Annotated in this window: 18 protein-coding genes and 1 pseudogene; 12 read left to right on the top strand and 7 right to left on the bottom strand. The window is 57.1% G+C overall.

The window, feature by feature from the left end; translation table 11 throughout:
* Positions 1–2: 2 nt before the first annotated feature.
* From AC0TNJ_RS03725 to AC0TNJ_RS03715, 3 genes are read right to left on the bottom strand one after another with little or no spacing between them, the layout of a single operon-like run.
* Positions 3–857, bottom strand: coding sequence for an ABC transporter permease (locus AC0TNJ_RS03725; RefSeq protein ID WP_122002056.1), 855 nt, complete (start codon positions 855–857; stop codon positions 3–5).
* A complete protein-coding gene (locus tag AC0TNJ_RS03720; RefSeq protein WP_473770278.1) occupies positions 854–1,780 on the bottom strand; it encodes an ABC transporter permease in 927 nt (308 codons plus the stop codon). The genes AC0TNJ_RS03725 and AC0TNJ_RS03720 overlap by 4 nt, the downstream gene beginning before the upstream one ends.
* A gap of 3 nt (positions 1,781–1,783) precedes the next feature.
* A complete protein-coding gene (locus AC0TNJ_RS03715) occupies positions 1,784–3,367 on the bottom strand; it encodes an ABC transporter substrate-binding protein (protein WP_473770277.1) in 1,584 nt (527 codons plus the stop codon).
* Positions 3,368–3,520: 153 nt separating this feature from the next.
* Here AC0TNJ_RS03715 and AC0TNJ_RS03710 point away from each other — a divergent pair, with 153 nt between their 5' ends.
* Positions 3,521–4,375, top strand: coding sequence for a MurR/RpiR family transcriptional regulator (locus AC0TNJ_RS03710; protein WP_473769171.1), 855 nt, complete (start codon positions 3,521–3,523; stop codon positions 4,373–4,375).
* Between the two features lie 83 nt (positions 4,376–4,458).
* Here AC0TNJ_RS03710 and AC0TNJ_RS03705 read toward each other — a convergent pair.
* From AC0TNJ_RS03705 to AC0TNJ_RS03695, 3 genes and pseudogenes are all read right to left on the bottom strand, one after another.
* A pseudogene (locus tag AC0TNJ_RS03705) lies at positions 4,459–4,608 on the bottom strand (IS3 family transposase); the annotation flags it as partial.
* A gap of 82 nt (positions 4,609–4,690) precedes the next feature.
* Positions 4,691–5,422 (bottom strand): alpha/beta fold hydrolase, encoded by a 732-nt coding sequence (locus AC0TNJ_RS03700; RefSeq protein ID WP_473770276.1) that lies wholly within the window; start codon positions 5,420–5,422, stop codon positions 4,691–4,693.
* A gap of 122 nt (positions 5,423–5,544) precedes the next feature.
* The gene (locus AC0TNJ_RS03695; protein ID WP_473770275.1) at positions 5,545–6,075 is read right to left on the bottom strand and encodes a DUF2087 domain-containing protein; all 531 of its coding nucleotides are present in this window, start codon (positions 6,073–6,075) and stop codon (positions 5,545–5,547) included.
* Between the two features lie 444 nt (positions 6,076–6,519).
* Between AC0TNJ_RS03695 and AC0TNJ_RS03690 the strand changes: the two genes are divergently transcribed.
* Positions 6,520–7,011: a GNAT family N-acetyltransferase gene (locus AC0TNJ_RS03690; RefSeq protein ID WP_473770274.1), complete on the top strand. Its 492-nt coding sequence runs from the start codon at positions 6,520–6,522 to the stop codon at positions 7,009–7,011.
* A 350-nt stretch (positions 7,012–7,361) separates the two neighbouring features.
* On the opposite strand, the gene AC0TNJ_RS03685 is transcribed toward AC0TNJ_RS03690, so the two are convergent.
* Complete coding sequence (locus AC0TNJ_RS03685; RefSeq protein ID WP_473770273.1) at positions 7,362–8,318, bottom strand: AraC family transcriptional regulator; 957 nt, start codon at positions 8,316–8,318, stop codon at positions 7,362–7,364.
* Between the two features lie 214 nt (positions 8,319–8,532).
* Here AC0TNJ_RS03685 and AC0TNJ_RS03680 point away from each other — a divergent pair, with 214 nt between their 5' ends.
* From AC0TNJ_RS03680 to AC0TNJ_RS03635, 10 genes are all read left to right on the top strand, one after another.
* Positions 8,533–9,801: a flavin-dependent oxidoreductase gene (locus tag AC0TNJ_RS03680; protein WP_473770272.1), complete on the top strand. Its 1,269-nt coding sequence runs from the start codon at positions 8,533–8,535 to the stop codon at positions 9,799–9,801.
* Positions 9,802–9,821: 20 nt separating this feature from the next.
* The gene (locus AC0TNJ_RS03675; RefSeq protein ID WP_473770271.1) at positions 9,822–10,268 is read left to right on the top strand and encodes a cupin domain-containing protein; all 447 of its coding nucleotides are present in this window, start codon (positions 9,822–9,824) and stop codon (positions 10,266–10,268) included.
* 115 nt (positions 10,269–10,383) lie between these two features.
* Positions 10,384–11,553 (top strand): ABC transporter substrate-binding protein, encoded by a 1,170-nt coding sequence (locus AC0TNJ_RS03670; RefSeq protein WP_473769164.1) that lies wholly within the window; start codon positions 10,384–10,386, stop codon positions 11,551–11,553.
* Between the two features lie 120 nt (positions 11,554–11,673).
* The gene (locus AC0TNJ_RS03665) at positions 11,674–12,600 is read left to right on the top strand and encodes a branched-chain amino acid ABC transporter permease (RefSeq protein WP_473770270.1); all 927 of its coding nucleotides are present in this window, start codon (positions 11,674–11,676) and stop codon (positions 12,598–12,600) included.
* Entirely contained in the window at positions 12,597–13,610 is a 1,014-nt protein-coding gene (locus AC0TNJ_RS03660; protein WP_473770269.1) for a branched-chain amino acid ABC transporter permease, read from the top strand. The genes AC0TNJ_RS03665 and AC0TNJ_RS03660 overlap by 4 nt, the downstream gene beginning before the upstream one ends.
* A complete protein-coding gene (locus AC0TNJ_RS03655; protein ID WP_122002069.1) occupies positions 13,600–14,355 on the top strand; it encodes an ABC transporter ATP-binding protein in 756 nt (251 codons plus the stop codon). Before AC0TNJ_RS03660 ends, AC0TNJ_RS03655 begins: the two co-directional genes overlap by 11 nt.
* A complete protein-coding gene (locus tag AC0TNJ_RS03650; protein ID WP_473770268.1) occupies positions 14,355–15,053 on the top strand; it encodes an ABC transporter ATP-binding protein in 699 nt (232 codons plus the stop codon). Before AC0TNJ_RS03655 ends, AC0TNJ_RS03650 begins: the two co-directional genes overlap by 1 nt.
* Positions 15,054–15,181: 128 nt before the next feature.
* On the top strand, positions 15,182–16,810 hold the full coding sequence (locus AC0TNJ_RS03645; RefSeq protein ID WP_473770267.1) for a benzoate-CoA ligase family protein: 1,629 nt from the start codon (positions 15,182–15,184) through the stop codon (positions 16,808–16,810).
* Between the two features lie 34 nt (positions 16,811–16,844).
* Positions 16,845–17,660, top strand: a complete 816-nt coding sequence (locus tag AC0TNJ_RS03640) for an alpha/beta hydrolase (protein ID WP_473770266.1) — start codon at positions 16,845–16,847, stop codon at positions 17,658–17,660.
* Between the two features lie 205 nt (positions 17,661–17,865).
* Positions 17,866–18,372, top strand: coding sequence for a MarR family transcriptional regulator (locus AC0TNJ_RS03635; protein WP_122002269.1), 507 nt, complete (start codon positions 17,866–17,868; stop codon positions 18,370–18,372).
* Positions 18,373–18,421 lie beyond the last annotated feature (49 nt).

Genomic DNA, 18,421 nt, shown 5'->3' with positions numbered 1-18,421 from the left:
ATTCACCCTTCCCTCGCCCTGGTGCGGAAATCCAGCGCTCCAATGATCGCGTCGCCGACGACGTTGAGCGCGATGACCGTCAAGGCTACAGCGCAGCCGGGTATGATGATCACCCATGGAGCCACAAAGAGCTGCGCAGTTCCCGAACTCATCATCGCTCCCCAGCTCGGTGTCGGCGGCTGGGCGCCAAGGCCGAAAAAGCCAAGCGTCGCCTCGAGAATGATGGCGTCACCTGTGGCGAGCATGGCCGCGACGAGGACTGGCGCCAGCACATTCGGCAAGAGATGCCGGAACAGGATATGGAAGCTTCCCGCCCCCAGATTGACCGCCGCCTCCACATAAGCCTCTTTCTTGATCTGCATGACCTGTGTGCGGGTCAGCCGCGCAAACTGTGCAAGATAGGCGATGGCAACCGCGATGATCACGCCATGCAGCCCCGCGCCGACCACGGCGACAAGCATGAGAGCGATGAGTATTTCCGGAAAGGACCAGGTGAGATCGATAACCGTCATCAGCGAGCGGTCGATGAAACCGCCGAAATAACCGCAGACGGCACCCAGCACCAGGCCGAGCAGAACGGAGAAACCAACCGCCGTGACACTTACGGACAAGGAAGTCTGCGCCCCGACAATTATGCGGGACAGGACGTCTCGACCGAACTCGTCCGTGCCGAATGGATGGGCGAGTGAGGGAGCCTCATTCATTATCGAGATGTTCTGCGCATCATAGGCATAGGGAGCAACGAACGGAGCGAAAATCGCCGCAAACACTAGGAGGACGATGAAGCTTGCGGCCAGAGCCACGGGCATCGAAATGGAAAGCCGCCACCGCGACGGCAAGGTGACCGTATCGGTCATTTTGAAACCTCACGCTGCCTTGGGTCCATGGCCGCCTGGGCGATGTCTCCCATAAGAGTACCAAGGATGACCGCCATGGCGAGCATCAGCAGGCATCCCTGAACAAGCGGATAATCGCGCTGATTCAATGCCCGGATCAGCAATGATCCCAGACCCGGGCGGGCGAAAACCACTTCCACAGTGATTGCTCCGCCCAGAATCCAGCCGATCCGCAGGCCAAGAATGGAAATGACAGGCACAAGGGCATGACGCAGCACATGGCGCAGGCGGATCGCATGCTCCGAAACGCCTTTTGCGCGCAGCAGCATGACGAAATCCTGTCGGGCAATCTCGATCATCGCGACCTTGGTCACGCGCGCCACCAGCGCCACGCCGCCAAGTCCCGTGGCAATGACGGGCAGGATCAGCGAGTTCCACCCGCGGGCACCCGAAACCGGAACCCAGCCCAGCCATACTGCAAATACCAGAATCAACAGAAGTCCCAGCCAGAAGCCCGGAATGGTCGAGCCGAGCAGAATGCCGGTGGTGATGCCGCTATCGATACGCGTTCCGTAATATCTTGCCGCCACCACACCGGCGCCGATGCCAGCGATCGTTGAAAAAAGAAACGCCGCGCCGCCAAGAAGCAGGCTATCCGGGAGGTTCTGCGCGATGAGTACCGCGACAGGCCGCGACTGGATGATCGAGGTCCCGAAATCCAGCTTCAGGACATTCCCCATCCAGATGACATACTGCTCGAACAGGCTCTTATCGAGACCGTATCGGGCGGTCATCTGCTCACGCAGCGCCGGTGATGAACCGGCGCGCAGGAGGTTGTCGACCGGATTTCCCGGAACCAGATGGATCAGCAGAAAAACTATGACGGAGACGACGAAAAAGACCGGCATAACGCCGAGAAGCCGCCGCAATATGAATGCCGTCATGGCCTACTGCCACTTCGCGTCGAGAAGCGTCATGCTCCCGATAGCGACCTCACGAATGTTCGGCGGCAGAACGAGCCTGCGATTGATGGCGTTTATTTTCTCGAATTCGTGCAGGGGAACAAATACGAAATTCTGCAACAGGTTTTCGTGATATTTCGTATATTTGGCGACCCGCTCCTTCCAGTTAAGGGCGCCGCTTTCAGCATCTTCGCGCAGTTTTTCGGACTGGGGATCATCCCAGCGCGTGCTGTTGGGATGCGGAATGTTCTGCGCACTGAAGAACCAGCCAAGGATATCGGCATTGTCCCAATCGTAATGGCTGACGACCAGTTGATGCTCGCCTCGCCGCAAGGCGTCCCGCAGGCTTGCGCTGTCGTAAAGAGTGATGTCCACCACAAACCCCACAGCGCGCAGCTGGGCCTGAATGATTTCGGCCATGCGCTTGTAGGCCGTTTCGGAAGACGACCACAGTTGTATCTTCAGCGGCGCTCCGTCCTTGCTGCGAACACCATCCGCCCCCGGCTTCCATCCCGCCTGATCCAGCAGCAGCGTTGCTTTTGCAACATCCTTTTGGATCAGAAGCGCCGGGTTCACCTTCGATTCCTCCAGCGAAGAAGCGAGAAACTGATGCGCCGCCGCGCCGGAACCGCCGAATATCGCCTTGAGAATGGGCTCCTGATCGACCGCAAGCGCCACCGCCTGCCGGATGACCGGATCGGAGAACGGCGCTGTACTCGTATTGAACTGCAAATAGGAAACGCCGGTCGCTGGCATATTACGCAATTCGATATCGCCGTTCGCTTTCAACTGGGGAACGAATTCCGTTGGAACGCCGAGCAATATATCTGCGCCGCCCGTATTCAGTTCCAGAAACGCCGTCGAGGAATCCTGTATTTCACGCAGCACCAATTTCTGGATCGCAGGCGCTCCCTTATTCTGCGAAAGCTCGCTTCCCCAGGCATAATCCTCGTTGGCGACAAGGACCGTCTCCTGTCCGACAACGAAGCTCTCCAGCCTGTAGGCCCCGGTGCCAACCGCTGTCATAACGCCGAAATTCTCTCCCGCTGCGTCATAGGCCTTGGGAGATGGAATACCCATGAAATAGGAGGCCAGGTTATAGAGCAAATTCGGATCGGGCCGCTTCATCTCGAAACGCACGCTATGCTCATCCAACACGACGACCCGTTCGATTGCACCAGCCACATGCTCGTTCGCAGTGCCTTTGAACCGGGGTATCCACCAGGCGATTACATCGGCATTGAAAGGTTCGCCGTCATGGAAGCGAACGTTCTTCTTCAGCTGGAATGTCCAGCTGAGACCGTCATCGCTCTCCTGCCAGGACTGTGCCAGATGCGGATGAAATGTGTGCTCATTGGACATGGCGACAAGCCGGTCATAGATCAGATCAGCGGCGACGCTCAAAAGCGTGGCGCGAATCGGATCAAGATGCGGCGCACCGGTTTCATCGCTCGAGAGGATGATCGTGGCTTCCGAGGGCGCTGCCTGCGCAGGCACAAGTGCGGAAAACGAGACCGCCGTTGCCAGCACAAGGGCTGACGATGACAGCAGAAATACGCGACGGTTCATAACTCCTCCACTGACCGTTCATATGTTCCGGATTGCGCGTCTTGTTTGGCGATGCCTTGACGCGTCATATTAGGGCTGATGGTATTTTGGTATATTTCTATCGTCAATACATTTATGACAGAAAAATACCATGACTGCAAAAAGGGAGAGTCAATGTCCGAATCTATCCGTGAGCGTCTCAAGGCCAGCCTGGAAGCGGGCACCGCCGCCGACAGCTTGATAGCGAACTACATGCTTATCAATCTGAACACGCTCCCCTTCGAGAACGCGGCGACGCTTGCGGAAAAAATCGGGGTCGGCGAAGTCACGATCGGACGGTTTTGTCGCAAGCTCGGATACCGGCATTTCAAGGACTTGAAGAAGGATTTGGGTGAATCCATCGGAGACCAGCCGTGGCTGGTGGGCGACCGTCTCAAGGAGTTCACCGAACAGAGCAATCAGGGCGATGCTTCCGCAAAGATACTTGAAAAGGAAATCGCTGCCCTGGTTCATATTCACGAATTTACCCGCAAGCCCGAATGGACCCGCGCGGCCAGTCGCCTCGCGAGCGCCAACAGGATATTCGTCGTCGGGTTTCAGACCGAGCGCGGTCTGGCGCAATATTTCGCAAACCAATTGCAATATCTACGGGACGGCGTTTTCCTCGTCGACACATCCAGTGGTAATTTTCAGGAAATATTTCTGGCGGACCACGCCGATTCCGCGCTCGTCATGTTCGAGGCGAGAAAATATTCCAACCTTGCCATGCTGCTTGCCCGGAAGGCAAAGGAACTGAATATTCCGATCACGCTTTTTACCGATCCTTACTGCCACTGGTGCAGAGGCGTTGCTAGCGAAACGTTCAATGTACCGACTGAACTGGGGACCTTCTGGGACTCGACCGCAATGATGGGTGTTCTGGGTAATCTGCTGTTGAACGAGGTGGTCAACCAGATCGGCCCTTCGGTGGAGGAGCGGATGAACAGTATATCGGCTCTCTACAATCACTTTACCGGCCACGTGAAATGAACGGCCTCCTTCCAAGCGCTTGGTCTACGCCCATGAGGTGATCCGTTTGGAATGTTAGTGCAAACGCCGTGATGTCGGGGGGGCAACGCCGCTTCATCGTCCGGGGTCTTGGCGATCTTGCGCTGTGGAACGATGCTGACCCAGACCCGGCATGCCCGTCTCTCGGACACACCCGGTTCCTCGATGACACGATCCACGCAAGCGCGGCGACGAACGGAGCTCGGAAGTTTCCCTTGATGCCCTCGGCCATCTTGCTCAGGGAAGGTCTGAAACGCCGCCCGCTGCCAACGCCTTCGTGGAGAATCGACTGTATCCCTATGCGAGGAATTCCGTCAGGCAGAACCGAACTTGCCGGGCACATTCCACTGGGGCCATATGGGTTTGGCCTTTCAGAACCCGCAGTTGGGCATTTTGAATGCCGCTTCTGGCGGATTCCATCGTACCGTCCCCGAAAAACTGATCCCGCTCGCCACCGATTATCAGCGTTCTTGCTGTGATCGAGGCCAAATCGGCTGGCCGCGCCTCTGTTATCATTTGAAGGTATCGGACAATGACTTGGCCTGAATTCATTTTCTCAGCAAGCTTTTTGCGGTCGATCCAAAGCTTCATCTTCAGGAGAAGATTCAGCAACGGATTGCGGAATATCGTGGTAAAGTCGTCTATCAGCTGGCGGTATTCTTCTCGTGCGGCGAACTGTTCCTGCCGACGGATGCGCCTCTCGCCTTCTTTGCTGAATTTGTGAGCGCTCGCCACCAGAACAAGGTTCTTGATCCATCCTGTCTGTCTGGCGGCAAGCCGCGTCGCCAGCAACCCGCCATAGGATATTCCCATAAGGGTAGAGGCCTCGGGGTTTACTGAACGGATTGCCAGTTCAATATCCGCAACGATCGTCTCGATGGTTGCATCTGGATGGGGTTGCTGATCGTAACCGATTAGAATGAAGCCCCGCTTCGCCGGAAGCATGCGCGCAACTCGTGTTGCATCCCGCTGCATTCTTTCAAAGCTGTGCTTGCGCACAAATCCCTGTCCGCCATTGATGACGATCACAGGGTCAGTTTGATCTCCCGTGCGAATATAGGGAATTTTGGCAAGCAGAAAGCCGGTTTGAAAATTGGTCATGATGTTTCCTCAGCAGCGATAGCTGCTTTCGTCAGGCGATGGATGTCGGCTTATTTTAAAGCGACGAGGCGCACGGCAGCCTGCGCTTCGGCAGGCATCGGCTGTTCGATGCGACGATAGACACGGCCGTCGCGGGTCCGCGAAACCAATCCCGTATCGCATAGTTCGCGCCGCAGCAGAGCATGATCGCCAAAGCTGTGCCATGATTTCAACTGCGCGTTTACTTCACCCTCTGTCAGATCGGTTCGGGCGGGTATTCGTGACCACAAGATCCATAGTACCAGTATCTGATCCGACCGCTTGCTGGGGAAACGTGTGAGAACCTTCTGCTTGTCAAAGCAGCGACCTACGCGCTCGACATGCACCTGATTAATGACAGGCTGCTGATCTTCCGCGATCTTTTCCGATTTTTCGACGCCGGCCCGCAAATGCTGGAAATTTTTATAACCGGCACCTTTGGCGAGGATATTCAGAACCTCGACATGAGAGAGCGGTTTATCCCGCTCGGCCAACGCACTGCGTAAACTGCGAGCTAAACTGGAAATGTCGTTGACATGAAATGGTATCAATTCCCTAGGCATGATCCCTGATCCTCAAGGCGTGCCGTTCAATAGAAAATCGGTGATCGCCATTCCGACGCGGCACGAGGAAGGTGTATGCGTCAAGGAAACAAATAATGCAGGTTTAGCTTGCCCAAGGGCGGCGATGCCTAGGTGAACTGCTGACCGGTCAGCCGTATAGCAGCAATGCGAACAGCGAGCAAGAGCGGATGCAGTCCGTCCGGCCATCACCTCATGAAGGGCTTGCGTCAGTGCGCCGCCCGCCTGCAGGACATTCACCCCAGCTTGAGAACGATTGGGAACGTATCATGGACAGGAAGCTCTGCCGCAAGGCAAGCGCCTCTTGACCTTCGTCAGAATTTTGTTTCAACTAAAATCTGGGTACAATAGCCCACGTCGTTGGCGGACGATTTCGAAACCGCGCTGACTTATTGTCGGCTTTCTCTCAAAATCTAGGGAAGTGTTATGAGTGAGATAGTCGTCTCGCGGGATGCCGAGATTTCGTTTCGGCGTATCTCCGCTTTGACCGTCACCGATGTTTGCGCTCTCAGCGAAACTTTGTCGGACGCCCAACGAAATGTGGTCGCAGACAATGGTACGTCCATCGCTGAAGCGCATTTTTCAGAGAACGCGTGGTTCCGCGCCATCTATGCCGATGAGACTTTGATCGGCTTCATCATGCTGCACATTGGAGCTGATCATGACGACGGTATCGACTGCCCCGGCGTCTTTCTATGGCGGTTTATGATCGCCGGCCCCTATCAGAGGATGGGGTTCGGAAAGAAGGCAATCAGCTTGCTGGTCCGAGACCTGAAAGTAAGAGGGTTCAAGGAACTCTATACGAGCTACGGCTTGGGAGAAGGCAGTCCGGAAGAGTTCTATAAGCGTCTTGGTTTCACTCCGACTGGAGACACCTACGATGACGAGCTTGAAGCAGTTCTGAATTTCAGCAACTGAGACTCAATCCACTGACGAACCTTGGAGGCCGGGCTCCCGGCCTTATCGTTCTGTTTCCCATCTACGTCTTTTACGACAAGGAAGACAGTTCTCGCGAAGTGCAATTTGACGGCGCTTGGCGTGAGCGTTTCTGAATTGCACCATCCAAAGGCATCCAAGAGAAAGGCGCGAGTAGTCCAAATTGACCGAACGGTCGCCTTTTCTTGCTTTGCGCCATTCTCCAAATAATTAAACCAGCACCAACTTCATCCTAACAAGAAGCCGCCTGTCCGCTCCCTGAAATCGACAGTCACATGACACCCAAAAGCAGTGCCGTGTCTAGCTGTTTGGTCCCAGGATGTACTAATAGATTATCGCGCGCGGCGCACGGTTTCGGACGGAAGATGGCCAAAGCGCTGGCGATAATCGGCCGAGAACAGGCCCATATGGTTGAAAGCCCAGGCCATGGCGATACGCGTAATATCACCGGGCCCGGCATATCCACGGGTAAGCTCCGCATGCACCTTGTCCAGCCGCATGTTCTTGAAAACGCCGAGCGGCGTGTTGCCACGAATACTGCGGAAGGTGCGGTGCAAGGTGCGGGCGCTGGTGCCTGTTGCGTCGACAATCTCCTGCAAGGTCAGTTGCTTGTCGAGATTGTCGAGCATGAATTTTTCGGCACGCTGGATATAGCTTGGAACCACGCTCGCCAGCGGTCTTGCATAGAGCTGTGTATCGAGCGCCGCCGCAAGTGACGCCATCAGACTGTCTTCCAGCCGCTCCGACAAACCACCATGGAAAAATGCTTCCTTGTCCTTCTCGATCTCGTTCATGACGAAATGCGCCAGATGATAGAAGGCATGCCCCACTGGCGTGTCGAAGGACACGACCCGCCTTTTATGGGTAAACTGCTCGATGAACTCCTTGCCGCCCAGAATGTCGATCTGGGCATCGTTAAGGCTGAAGATCAACATACGCGTGGACGGGTGAAACTCAAGGTCGATGGCCGAATGCGCATCGACCAGCTGGGCATTCATGCCCGACTGATACAAAAGCTCGTCGCCGCGCCGGTCACGTGAGACGAAGATGCCCTGCAACGGAACCTGCAACAAGGTCATATCGTTATGCGCGTCCACCTCGATGCGTGCATGACCGCCGATGCGGATCGCCGTCAGGCCGAAGGGACGCATGCGCCCGTGTGCGACTTCCGTGCGGTAGGTCCGGCTGGATTTCTTCGAGATGCGGCAAGGCCGGAGCAGCCCGGACATAGTATCCTGGAACGAATCAATGGACGGCGAAAGCCGGTGCATATAGCTCGTAGTCAGCATCACGATATTCCCCGTATCTCATTTAGAGAGCATTTTATTTTAAGATTAAAGTATCACGCTGTGTCCAGAGCGCAAGCATCGCGAATATTTTGCCAGAAAGCGTGTTTCTGGCGGTTTCCTGTCAGGCATGGCGTTTTGGTGATAGACAGCGTCGTTCCCGCTTTTATCGTTGGGCCTAGGCGCCAGAGAGCAGCCAGAAAAAAGGGAACCGCGAATGAAAGCGATTATCGTTGGAGGAGGCATTGGCGGCCTCACCATGGCACTGATGCTGCATGCACGGGGCATTGACTGCCAGATTTTCGAAGCGGCGCCGGAAGTCCGCGAATTGGGCGTTGGCATCAATGTTCTTCCGCACGCCATCCGCGAACTGGCCGAAATCGGCCTGCTCCCCGCGCTCGACGCCACCGGCATCCGCACTCATGAGTTGATCTACGCCACACGGCAGGGCCAGGAAATCTGGCGCGAACCGCGCGGCATGGATGCGGGCTATGACGTCCCGCAATTTTCTATCCATCGCGGACATTTGCAGAAACTGCTTTATGACGCAGTGATCCAGCGGCTTGGACCAGACGCCATCGTCGCCAACCAGCGCTGCGTCGGCTATGCACAGAACGAAGGTTCGGCGAACATTCACTTTGCCGAAGGGTCGAAAGTCGCATCTGCAACTGCAGATGTCATCATCGGCGCGGACGGTATCCATTCCGTTATCCGGCAGCAGATGTTCCCGAACGAAGCCGGTCTCAAATGGAATGGCGTCATGATGTGGCGCGGCGCTGTTGAAAGCGACCCGTTCCTTGACGGTCGCACCATGATCGTCGCTGGCGGCTTTACCTATAAGCTGGTGCTTTATCCTATAGCCAGGGGCACCACGCCCGGCAAAATTCTCAACAACTGGGTCGTGACCTATCGTCCCGGCACCGACGGATCACCTGCCCCGAAGCGCGAGGACTGGAGCCGTCGCGGCACGCATGAAGAGCTTATGCCACATGTCGAAAAATTCGGCATCAATGTCGTGGACCTCGCCGCTCTGGTGCGGGCAACCGATACATTCTTCGAATATCCGATGTGCGACCGCGATCCCGCCCGTTGGTGGACGGATGGCCGCGTGGCGCTGATCGGCGACGCCGCCCATCCGATGTATCCGGTGGGGTCGAATGGCGCGAGCCAGGCGATCATCGACGCGCGCACGCTGGCTGATCATCTTGCCACCGCTGAGCATGGCCGCGCAGCACTTGCCGCCTATCAGTCCATCCGCCTGCCCGCGACGGCGGAAATCGTCAGGCTTAACCGGCTGGGTGGCCCGGAAGGCGTCATCGATGAGGTCGAACGTCGCGCACCGTCCGGCGTTGCCGATCTGGACGGCATCATCAGCTTTGCCGAGCGCGAAGCAATCGTTCGCGGCTATGCCGCGAAGGCTGGCTTTTCAACACTGCAAGTCAACCGGAAAGTGACCCCGCTTCTGCCTGAAAATTCGCATCTTTAATATTGTGAAGGGAAATTAGAGTGACTGATCTTCCAGCTGGCGTGACCAAATCCGGCTCCTCCGTGGACGGTGTTGTCTGGCATATCCTGGGCCAGACCTATGTGCCCAAGCACGTCTGCGAAAGCTCCATGTCGTGGCACGCAACCTTTCCTCCCGGCACCTTCGTACCGCCGCATATCCACACCACGCAGGAAGAAATCATCTATGTGCTGGAAGGACGCTTCGACCTGCTTCTCGACGGCAAGGAAGCCGTTGCAGAGGCTGGCGATCTCGTCTGCCTGCCGCGCAACGTGTCACATGGCATTTTCAACAAGACCGAACAGCCGGTGAAGTGCGTTTTCTGGGTTTCGCCCACCGCAAAACTCTGGGACCTGTTCGTTCGCATCAACAATGTCGGCGATCCCGCTGAAATAGTTCGCGTTGCGCCGACACATGAGGTTGAATTTTTGCCCGCGCCAGAAGAATAATGCATCCGCCCGGCAGGCGTATGGGAGTACATCTGCAGGGGAATAAGCATTTCCAGCGTCGGACAATGCGAAAGAATAAGAAAACAAAACAAAAATCTGCAATCGAGGTGGAACTATGACAATTTCGACGAAAGCGGCTTTCGCGCTGCTCGCCGCAACCATGCTAACCGGAACCGCGCAGGCCGAGGATGGCAAGATCAAGATCGGTTTGATCTATACACTCAGCGGACCGTCCGCCCTTTTGGGCGAACAATCCCGCGACGGCTTCCTGCTTGCCATGGAGAAGCTGGGCAACAAGCTCGGCGGCCTCGATGCGGAAATCATCATTCAGGACGATGAACAGAAGCCGGATATCGGCGTCAACAAGGTCCAGCAGATGATCCAGCGCGACAAGGTGGATTTCGTGGTCGGGCCGATTTTCTCCAACGTCCTCAACGCTATCGTCAAGCCTGCGACCGATTCCGGCGCGTTCCTGATCTCGACCAATGCAGGCACGTCCAATCTGGCTGGCAAGGATTGCAACGCCAATCTGTTCGTCACCTCCTATCAGAACGACCAGATGCATGAGGTTTCCGGCAAGTATGCCGAAAAACAGAACTATAAGCGCGTTTTCCTGATCGCCCCGAACTATCAGGCGGGCAAGGACGCGCTGGCCGGTTTCAAGCATTCCTACAAGAACGAAGTCGCGCAGGAAATCTATGTACCGCTCGGCCAGCTGGATTATTCGGCGGAACTGGCGCAGATCGCCGCTGAACAGCCGGACGCAGTCTATGCTTTCCTGCCCGGCGGCATGGGCGTGAATTTCGTCAAGCAATATCGTCAGGCTGGTCTTGAAGGCACGCCGTTCCTCTCCGCATTCACCGTGGATGAAACGACCCTGCCCGCGCAGCAGGATGCAGCCGTCGGCTTCTTCGCCGGTTCGAACTGGGCGCCTGATCTCGATTCACCTGCCGCCAAGGAATTCGCTACCGCCTATGAGGCGAAGTTCAAGCGCGTACCGGCAACATATGCCGTGCAAGCCTATGACGCCGCCATGCTGATCGATGCGGCCGTCAAGCAGGTCAAGGGCAATATCGCCGACAAGGACGCGTTGCGCGCTGCCATGAAAGACGCGAAATTCACCTCGCCGCGTGGTGAATTCAGCATCGGCGACAATCACTTCCCGGTTCAGAATTTTTATCTGACCAAAGTCGTCAAGCGTGACGACGGCCAGTTCGCCACGTCCTATGTTGAAACGATTTTCAACGACTACAAAGACAATTACGCAGCTGAATGCAAGATGTAACCCGGTGGAAGAAGGGTGCTCCGATGAGCCCAGTCTTCTCAATTTCCAAGTCTGAAACAGGTCACGCCAGCCGATCTGGCGTGACGCCGTCTTCAGTACAACGAGTTCCGGACGTCCCCCATGCTCAATCTTTTTCTGCTGCAATCCCTTAACGGGATTCAGTTCGGCATTTTGCTTTTTCTCGTCGCCGCCGGGCTGACGCTGATCTTCGGCGTCATGGACCTGATCAATCTGGCGCATGGCGTGCTTTATATGGTCGGCGCTTATCTGACCGCGAGTTTCACTGCCATGACCGGCAGCTTTTTCTATGGCATCATGATCGCGCTTCCCGTCACGCTGGTCATCGGCATCGTGCTGGAAGTGCTGGTCTTTCGACGATTATATGAACGAAGCCATCTCGATCAGGTTCTGGCAACCTTCGGGCTCATCCTGATCGTGAATGAATTGGTGAAGATCATCTGGGGTGCCGCACCGCTCAGCGTGCCAATGCCGGAATCGCTTTCCGGTTCCATCCAGCTTTTCGGAAACCTGCGATATCCCGTCTATCGCCTGCTGATCATCGCAGCTGGCCTTATCACGGCGGCAGGTCTCTATGTCCTCGTCAATCACACGCGCATCGGCATGCTGCTGCGCGCCGGTGCCACAAACGGCGACATGGTGTCGGCTCTTGGCATCAATATCCGCCGCCTGTTCATGGTGGTGTTCGGTTTGGGCGCAATGCTGGCAGGCTTTGCCGGCGGCATGGTCTCCCCCATCCTCTCGGTCGATCCCGGCATGGGCGATTCCATCCTGATCCTTACCTTCGTCGTCATCGTGATCGGCGGCGTCGGTTCCGTTCGTGGCGCTTTTGTTGCGGCCATTGCCGTTGGCCTCGTCGATACGCTGGGCCGCACCTTCGGGCCGATGCTGCTGCGCAATCTGCTCGATCCCGCCGCCGCCTCGCAAATGGGCCGCACGCTCGTGCCGATGCTCACCTATATTCTGATGGCAGCCGTGCTCTATTTCCGCCCGACAGGCCTCTTCCCGGTACAGGGAGGAACGCGATGAGCGAGATTACCCATAACAACACGCGCGATACCGCCATGCCGGAAAAGGCAGAGGGCCGAACCTCGCCTTTGCTGGATGCAGGCCCGTGGCTGCTTTTCGCCGCCTTTGCAATCGTACCTCTTCTTGCCTCCGTTCTCGGCGACAGCTTCCTTCTGGTGATCGTGACCCGTATCATGATCTTCGCGCTAGCAGCACTTTCGCTCAACTTCATCATGGGTTACGGCGCGCTCGTTTCCTTTGGTCATGCCGCCTATATCGGGATCGGCGCTTATGCCGTCGGCATCCTGTCCAGCTATGGCATTGACGATCTGCTCTTGCAGTTGGTCGCGGCCATCATTGCTGCAGCGCTCTTCGCGCTTGTCACCGGCTATATTTCGCTGAGAACCAGCGGCGTCTATTTCATCATGATCACGCTGGCCTTCGGACAAATGGCCTTCTTCTTCATGGTTTCTCTGTCGGCCTTTGGCGGCGACGACGGGATGACGCTGCCGACCCGTTCCACGCTGTTCGGCAATACGCTGCTTTCCAGCAATCTGGTGCTGTTCTATTTTGTGCTGGCACTGCTGGTTGGCGCGTTTCTCACCTTCCGCATGCTGGTACATTCAAGGTTCGGTCGCGTGCTGCGTGGAACGCGGGACAATCCGGTGCGCATGCGCACCATCGGCTTCTCGCCCTTCTCGTTTCAGCTCACCGCCTATGTGATTGCCGGTGTGGCGGCGGCGATTGCCGGTGTGCTGCTCGCCAACCAGATCCAGTTCGTTTCGCCTGCTTTCATGAGCTGGCAGCGTTCCGGCGAGCTGATCGTCATGGTGGTGCTGGGCGGCATGGGCACGCTGATCGGGCCGGTCCTCGGCGCAACCGCCTTCATCGTGCTGGAAGAAGTGCTGGCGCATTTCTCCGAGCATTGGAAACTCGGTCTCGGCCTTTTCCTCGTCCTCGTCGTGCTTTTCAGCCGCGACGGTATTGGCGGGCTGATCCGCAAGCTGCGTGGAGGTTCCGATGTCGGATGAACTGCTTCAGGTCCATGACCTGCACAAGAGCTTCGGCGCGCTCAAGGTGACAGACGGCGTCAATCTCACCGTCAAACGCGGCGAAATTCACGCGCTGATCGGCCCGAATGGCGCTGGCAAGACGACGCTGATCCATCAGCTTTCGGGCAATCTGAAAAGTGACCGTGGCTCGGTCGTGTTTGATGGTCGTGACATTTCCGGTCTAGCCATGCCCGCGCGTGTTCACTTGGGCCTTGCGCGCTCCTTTCAGATCACCTCGGTTCTGGAAGGTTTCAGCGTGCTGGAGAATGTTGCGCTGGCCGTTCAGGCGCGATCCGGCTCAAGCTTCCGCTTCTTTCAGGCCGCAAGCAAGGAGGCCGAAATCAACGAGCAAGCCATGGCGGCACTTGCCCGGGTGCGGCTGGACGACCGCGCTCATCGCCGGGCCGGAGCGCTGTCGCATGGCGAAAAGCGCCAGCTAGAGATTGCCATCGCGCTCGCCACGCAGGCGCAGATGCTGTTGCTGGACGAGCCTCTGGCGGGCACCAGCCACGAGGAATCCGTGGTGCTGGTCGAATTGATGCGCTCACTGCGCCAGACCCACACGCTGGTTCTGATCGAGCACGACATGGACGCCGTTTTCTCGCTGGCCGATCAGGTGAGCGTGCTCGTCTACGGGCGCGTCATCGCATCGGGAACTCCCGCCGCCGTGCGCTCCGACCCGGACGTGCGCGCCGCCTATCTCGGTGAAGAGGAGGCCGCCTGATGCTGAAAGTCGAAGGGCTCCAGAACGCCTATGGCCAGTCCCGCATTCTCTTTGGCATCGATTTTGAAGTCGGTGCGGGAGAGGTTGTTACCATTCTCGGCAGAAACGGTATGGGCAAGACGACAACTATCAAATCGATCTTTGGCTTGCTACCGCCCAAGGGCGGCAAGGTTTTCGTCAATGGTCATGACGTGACCGGCAAGCCGCCCCATACGATTGCCCGCGAGGGGCTGGGGCTGGTGCCCGAAGGACGGCAGATATTCCCGACGCTCAGTGTCGAGGAAAACCTCTTGGCCACGCGACGCTCAGATGCGCGCTCGTCCAAATGGACACTGGAGAGCATCTACCGGATGTTCCCGCGCCTGAAAGAAAGGCGGCGCAATATGGGCAATCAGCTTTCCGGCGGCGAGCAGCAGATGTTGGCAGTTGGTCGCGCCCTGATGACCAATCCGAAAATGGTTGTGCTGGACGAGGCGACGGAAGGATTGTCACCGCTCATGCGCGAGGAAATCTGGTCCTGCCTGCGCAACATCAAGAATGAGGGCGAAGCGATCCTTGTCATCGACAAGAATGTCGATGCGCTGGCGCGCTTCGCAGACCGTCACGTGGTCATCGAGAAAGGCCGTGTGGTGTGGAGCGGCGACAACGCCGCGCTTTTGAACACCCCGGAAGTCAAGGAACGTTACCTGCACGTTTGACCAAGAGCACATCGCCCTCCGAGAAGATGGGCAGAAAAACAAATAGTTAGGACGGTTCCAACGGTTCAGCTTTCACTGAATCGATTGGACAGTCGAACGCAAATGACTGGCTTTGACAGGAGACGAGCATGCATCCCAGCGCTCATGTGGACACATTCGTACTGGATAATCTGCCGGCTGCGGAACTTCTGCCGGATATCATCAACCTCGAAGAGCTCGGTTACCCGGAACAGCTGAACGCGACCAGCGAACTGGTGGATGCACATCTGGCGAACGGCAAGGGCGACCGCATCGCCTTGCAGGCGCCGGGCGTGCGCTGGACCTATCGCGATCTTGCCGCCATGATCAACAAGATCGCCAATGTGCTGACCGACAAGCTTGGCATGAAACCGGGCAATCGCGTGATGATCCGCTCAGGCAACAACCCGACCAAGATTGCGCTTTATATGGCGATCATCAAGGCGGGCGGCGTTGTAGTCGCGACCATGCCGCTCTTGCGCGCCAAGGAGCTGGTTCAAATCATCGACAAGGCCGAAATCAGCATCGCCTTTTGCGATCACGCACTGATCGGCGAGATGCAAAATGCCGTGGCGCAGACAGGTTTCGTCAAGACACTGGTGACATGGGAAGGCAATGCTGGCGGAGAGCTTGGCGCATTGCTGGCCGACGCCTCCAGCGATTTCGAGCCAGTTGCGACACGCGGGGACGATCCGTGCCTGCTCGGCTTCACATCCGGCACCACCGGCCTGCCGAAGGCGACGATCCATTTCCACCGCGACCTGCTGATCGTTTGTGACTGCTATGCGCATCACATTTTGGATGCGACGGAAGACGATATCTTCATCGGCTCGCCGCCGCTGGCTTTCACATTCGGCCTTGGCGGGCTGGTCCTCTTTCCATTCCGGATTGGGGCTTCCACAGTACTGCCCGCAAAGACCACGCCGCATGATCTGGCGCTAGCCATTGGCGAATACAAGCCGACCGTCTGTTTCACCGCGCCGACGGCTTATCGCGCGATGCTTTCGAAGATCGAACAATATGATCTTTCCTCGCTGCGCAAATGTGTTTCAGCCGGTGAGGCCCTGCCGCTTCCCACTTTTGAAGCGTGGAAACGCGCAACTGGGCTGTCGCTCTCAGACGGCATCGGTGCAACGGAAATGCTGCATATCTTCATCTCCGCACCGGAAAAAGATATCCGCCCCGGCGCGACCGGCAAACCCATCCCTGGCTATGAAGCGCGTGTGATCGACGACAATGGGCAGGAATGCCCGCCCGGGACGCCTGGACGCCTTGCTGTTCGCGGACCGCTCGGCTGCAAATATCTGGCCGACCCGCGCCAGACAAAATATGTCGAGAACGGCTGGAACATCACAGGCGACACCTATGTCATGGATGAGGACGGCTATTTCTGGTATCAGGCGCGCAATGACGACATGATCGTTTCGGCCGGATACAACATTGCCGGACCGGAGGTCGAAGCCAGCCTACTTGCGCATCCAGCGGTGGCGGAATGCGGTGTAGTGGCGGCACCCGATGACGAACGGGGCTGCATCGTGAAAGCCTATGTAGTGCTGAACGAGGGCTATAATGGCGATGCGAATTTGCAGGAAGCACTGCAAAGCCACGTCAAAAGCGAACTCGCACCTTATAAATATCCACGCGTGATATGCTGGGTTTCCAGCCTGCCCAAGACGGAATCCGGAAAATTACAGCGATCAGCCCTGCGCGCGCAGGCGGCGAGCGAAGCCCGCGCCTGACGCGGCTTCACGCATGGATATGCAGGAGAATTCAGTGCTTCGCGACTTCGATACCGCCTATGACAATATGAGCGCCATCAGCGATTCCGTCAGTTATCCCCCGCGCTGGACGGAACTGGCCTCCAGCTTTCGCGAAAAAATGCGCGATCAAGGCCGTTTGATACCCGACATTGCCTATGGCGACGGCGCGCGCAGCCATTACGATCTCTTTCTGCCGGAAGGTTCGGCCAAAGGCACACTCGTTTATGTCCATGGCGGCTATTGGAAGGGACTGGACAAAAGCTTCTGGTCGCATCTGGCGCAAGGAGCGCTTGCGCGCGGCTATCGCGTGGCCATGCCAAGCTATACACTCTGCCCCGAAACTCGGATTTCCGGCATCACGCGGGAAATTGGCCGCTTCATCGACCATCTGGCGCAGGAAGTGGACGGCGACATTGCCTTGACCGGCCATTCAGCCGGGGGGCATCTGGTCAGCCGCATGGCTTGCGAAAGCGCGCCCATTGCTGCCGCAACGGCAAAACGGATCAGGCGTGTTCTTTCCATCAGCGGGCTGCATGATCTGCGCCCGCTCCTCAAAACCACGATGAACGATATTTTCCAGATGGATGCGGCGGAAGCGGTCGCGGAAAGCGCCGCTCTCCAGCCCCCGCGCGCCGATATCGCCGTGCATTGCTGTGTCGGCGGCGGCGAGCTCATGGAATTCCGGCGGCAAAATATGCTGCTGGCAAACATCTGGTACGGATTGGGGATCGAGACCAGCGCTTGGGAAATCGACGGCACGCATCATTGCAACGTGATCGATACGCTGTGCGATCCCGAAGGCCGTGCCATTCAATTTCTCTGCCCCTGACACCAACCTGCGATCAGGCGACCAGACCGGCGGTGTTTTCAGAAATCTGGACGGGAGGGTCGGTGCGATTGTCGCTTCAGGCTCGCTTTTCACTGGCATCTTTGCGCAACCGATATTAACACCGATGAGAGCGCCTTGTTGCGCCTGATGCTGAAACGCGTCGGGCATATGGCTATCGCAACCATGATCAATGACGAGGGAATTCATGGAGGAACGCTTCTCAGGTACGGTTCTGGCTTCCGAGCATCAGGAGGAGAACCCCGCGCGTTCGCTGGGCGAAATCGGCCTGAACAGTTTTGCGCCCTACCTGATGAACCGCCTGATGGCGCGCTATAACGCCAACCTTGCCGAAGCGCTGAAGGACCGTCAGATCACGACCGTCAAATTGCGCACGCTAGCCGTCTTGAGTGTCACCCCTTCGGCCACGATCAATGAGCTTGCGGTCTTTACCGTGACCGAACAATCAACGATGAGCCGTACGCTCGATTCCCTTGAAGAACAGGGTTACATCCGCCGTCAGGCGCGCGCTGAAGACATGCGCATCCGCGATATTTCGCTGACCGAGGAAGGTCGCAACATCTTCAACGAAGCCTGGCCGGTCATGTATGATCTGCTGCTGCAATTATTTGAAGGCATCGATGAAGACGAACATCGCGCCTTTGTCGGCACCTTGCAGAAAATGCTGCGCAATATCCGTAAAAACGACCTTTGATATTATGTTGAATAACAAGCCGATCCGCCATGGGCGGATCGGCCTTTTT

It is taken from the genome of Ochrobactrum sp. PL_is483, assembly GCF_055816855.1.
The sequence above is the reverse complement of the archived record's forward strand: the minus strand, read 5'-3'. Positions and strand labels throughout refer to the sequence as shown.

What these genes read in the sequence shown, in the direction of transcription:
- AC0TNJ_RS03635 (WP_122002269.1), top strand. Translation starts at nt 17,866, where the DNA reads ATGGAGGAACGCTTCTCAGGTACGGTTCTGGCTTCCGAGCATCAGGAG.
- AC0TNJ_RS03720 (WP_473770278.1), bottom strand. Translation starts at nt 1,780, where the DNA reads ATGACGGCATTCATATTGCGGCGGCTTCTCGGCGTTATGCCGGTCTTT.
- AC0TNJ_RS03655 (WP_122002069.1), top strand. Translation starts at nt 13,600, where the DNA reads ATGTCGGATGAACTGCTTCAGGTCCATGACCTGCACAAGAGCTTCGGC.
- AC0TNJ_RS03645 (WP_473770267.1), top strand. Translation starts at nt 15,182, where the DNA reads ATGCATCCCAGCGCTCATGTGGACACATTCGTACTGGATAATCTGCCG.
- AC0TNJ_RS03695 (WP_473770275.1), bottom strand. Translation starts at nt 6,075, where the DNA reads ATGCCTAGGGAATTGATACCATTTCATGTCAACGACATTTCCAGTTTA.
- AC0TNJ_RS03690 (WP_473770274.1), top strand. Translation starts at nt 6,520, where the DNA reads ATGAGTGAGATAGTCGTCTCGCGGGATGCCGAGATTTCGTTTCGGCGT.
- AC0TNJ_RS03650 (WP_473770268.1), top strand. Translation starts at nt 14,355, where the DNA reads ATGCTGAAAGTCGAAGGGCTCCAGAACGCCTATGGCCAGTCCCGCATT.
- AC0TNJ_RS03680 (WP_473770272.1), top strand. Translation starts at nt 8,533, where the DNA reads ATGAAAGCGATTATCGTTGGAGGAGGCATTGGCGGCCTCACCATGGCA.
- AC0TNJ_RS03670 (WP_473769164.1), top strand. Translation starts at nt 10,384, where the DNA reads ATGACAATTTCGACGAAAGCGGCTTTCGCGCTGCTCGCCGCAACCATG.
- AC0TNJ_RS03725 (WP_122002056.1), bottom strand. Translation starts at nt 857, where the DNA reads ATGACCGATACGGTCACCTTGCCGTCGCGGTGGCGGCTTTCCATTTCG.
- AC0TNJ_RS03715 (WP_473770277.1), bottom strand. Translation starts at nt 3,367, where the DNA reads ATGAACCGTCGCGTATTTCTGCTGTCATCGTCAGCCCTTGTGCTGGCA.
- AC0TNJ_RS03685 (WP_473770273.1), bottom strand. Translation starts at nt 8,318, where the DNA reads ATGCTGACTACGAGCTATATGCACCGGCTTTCGCCGTCCATTGATTCG.
- AC0TNJ_RS03660 (WP_473770269.1), top strand. Translation starts at nt 12,597, where the DNA reads ATGAGCGAGATTACCCATAACAACACGCGCGATACCGCCATGCCGGAA.
- AC0TNJ_RS03665 (WP_473770270.1), top strand. Translation starts at nt 11,674, where the DNA reads ATGCTCAATCTTTTTCTGCTGCAATCCCTTAACGGGATTCAGTTCGGC.
- AC0TNJ_RS03710 (WP_473769171.1), top strand. Translation starts at nt 3,521, where the DNA reads ATGTCCGAATCTATCCGTGAGCGTCTCAAGGCCAGCCTGGAAGCGGGC.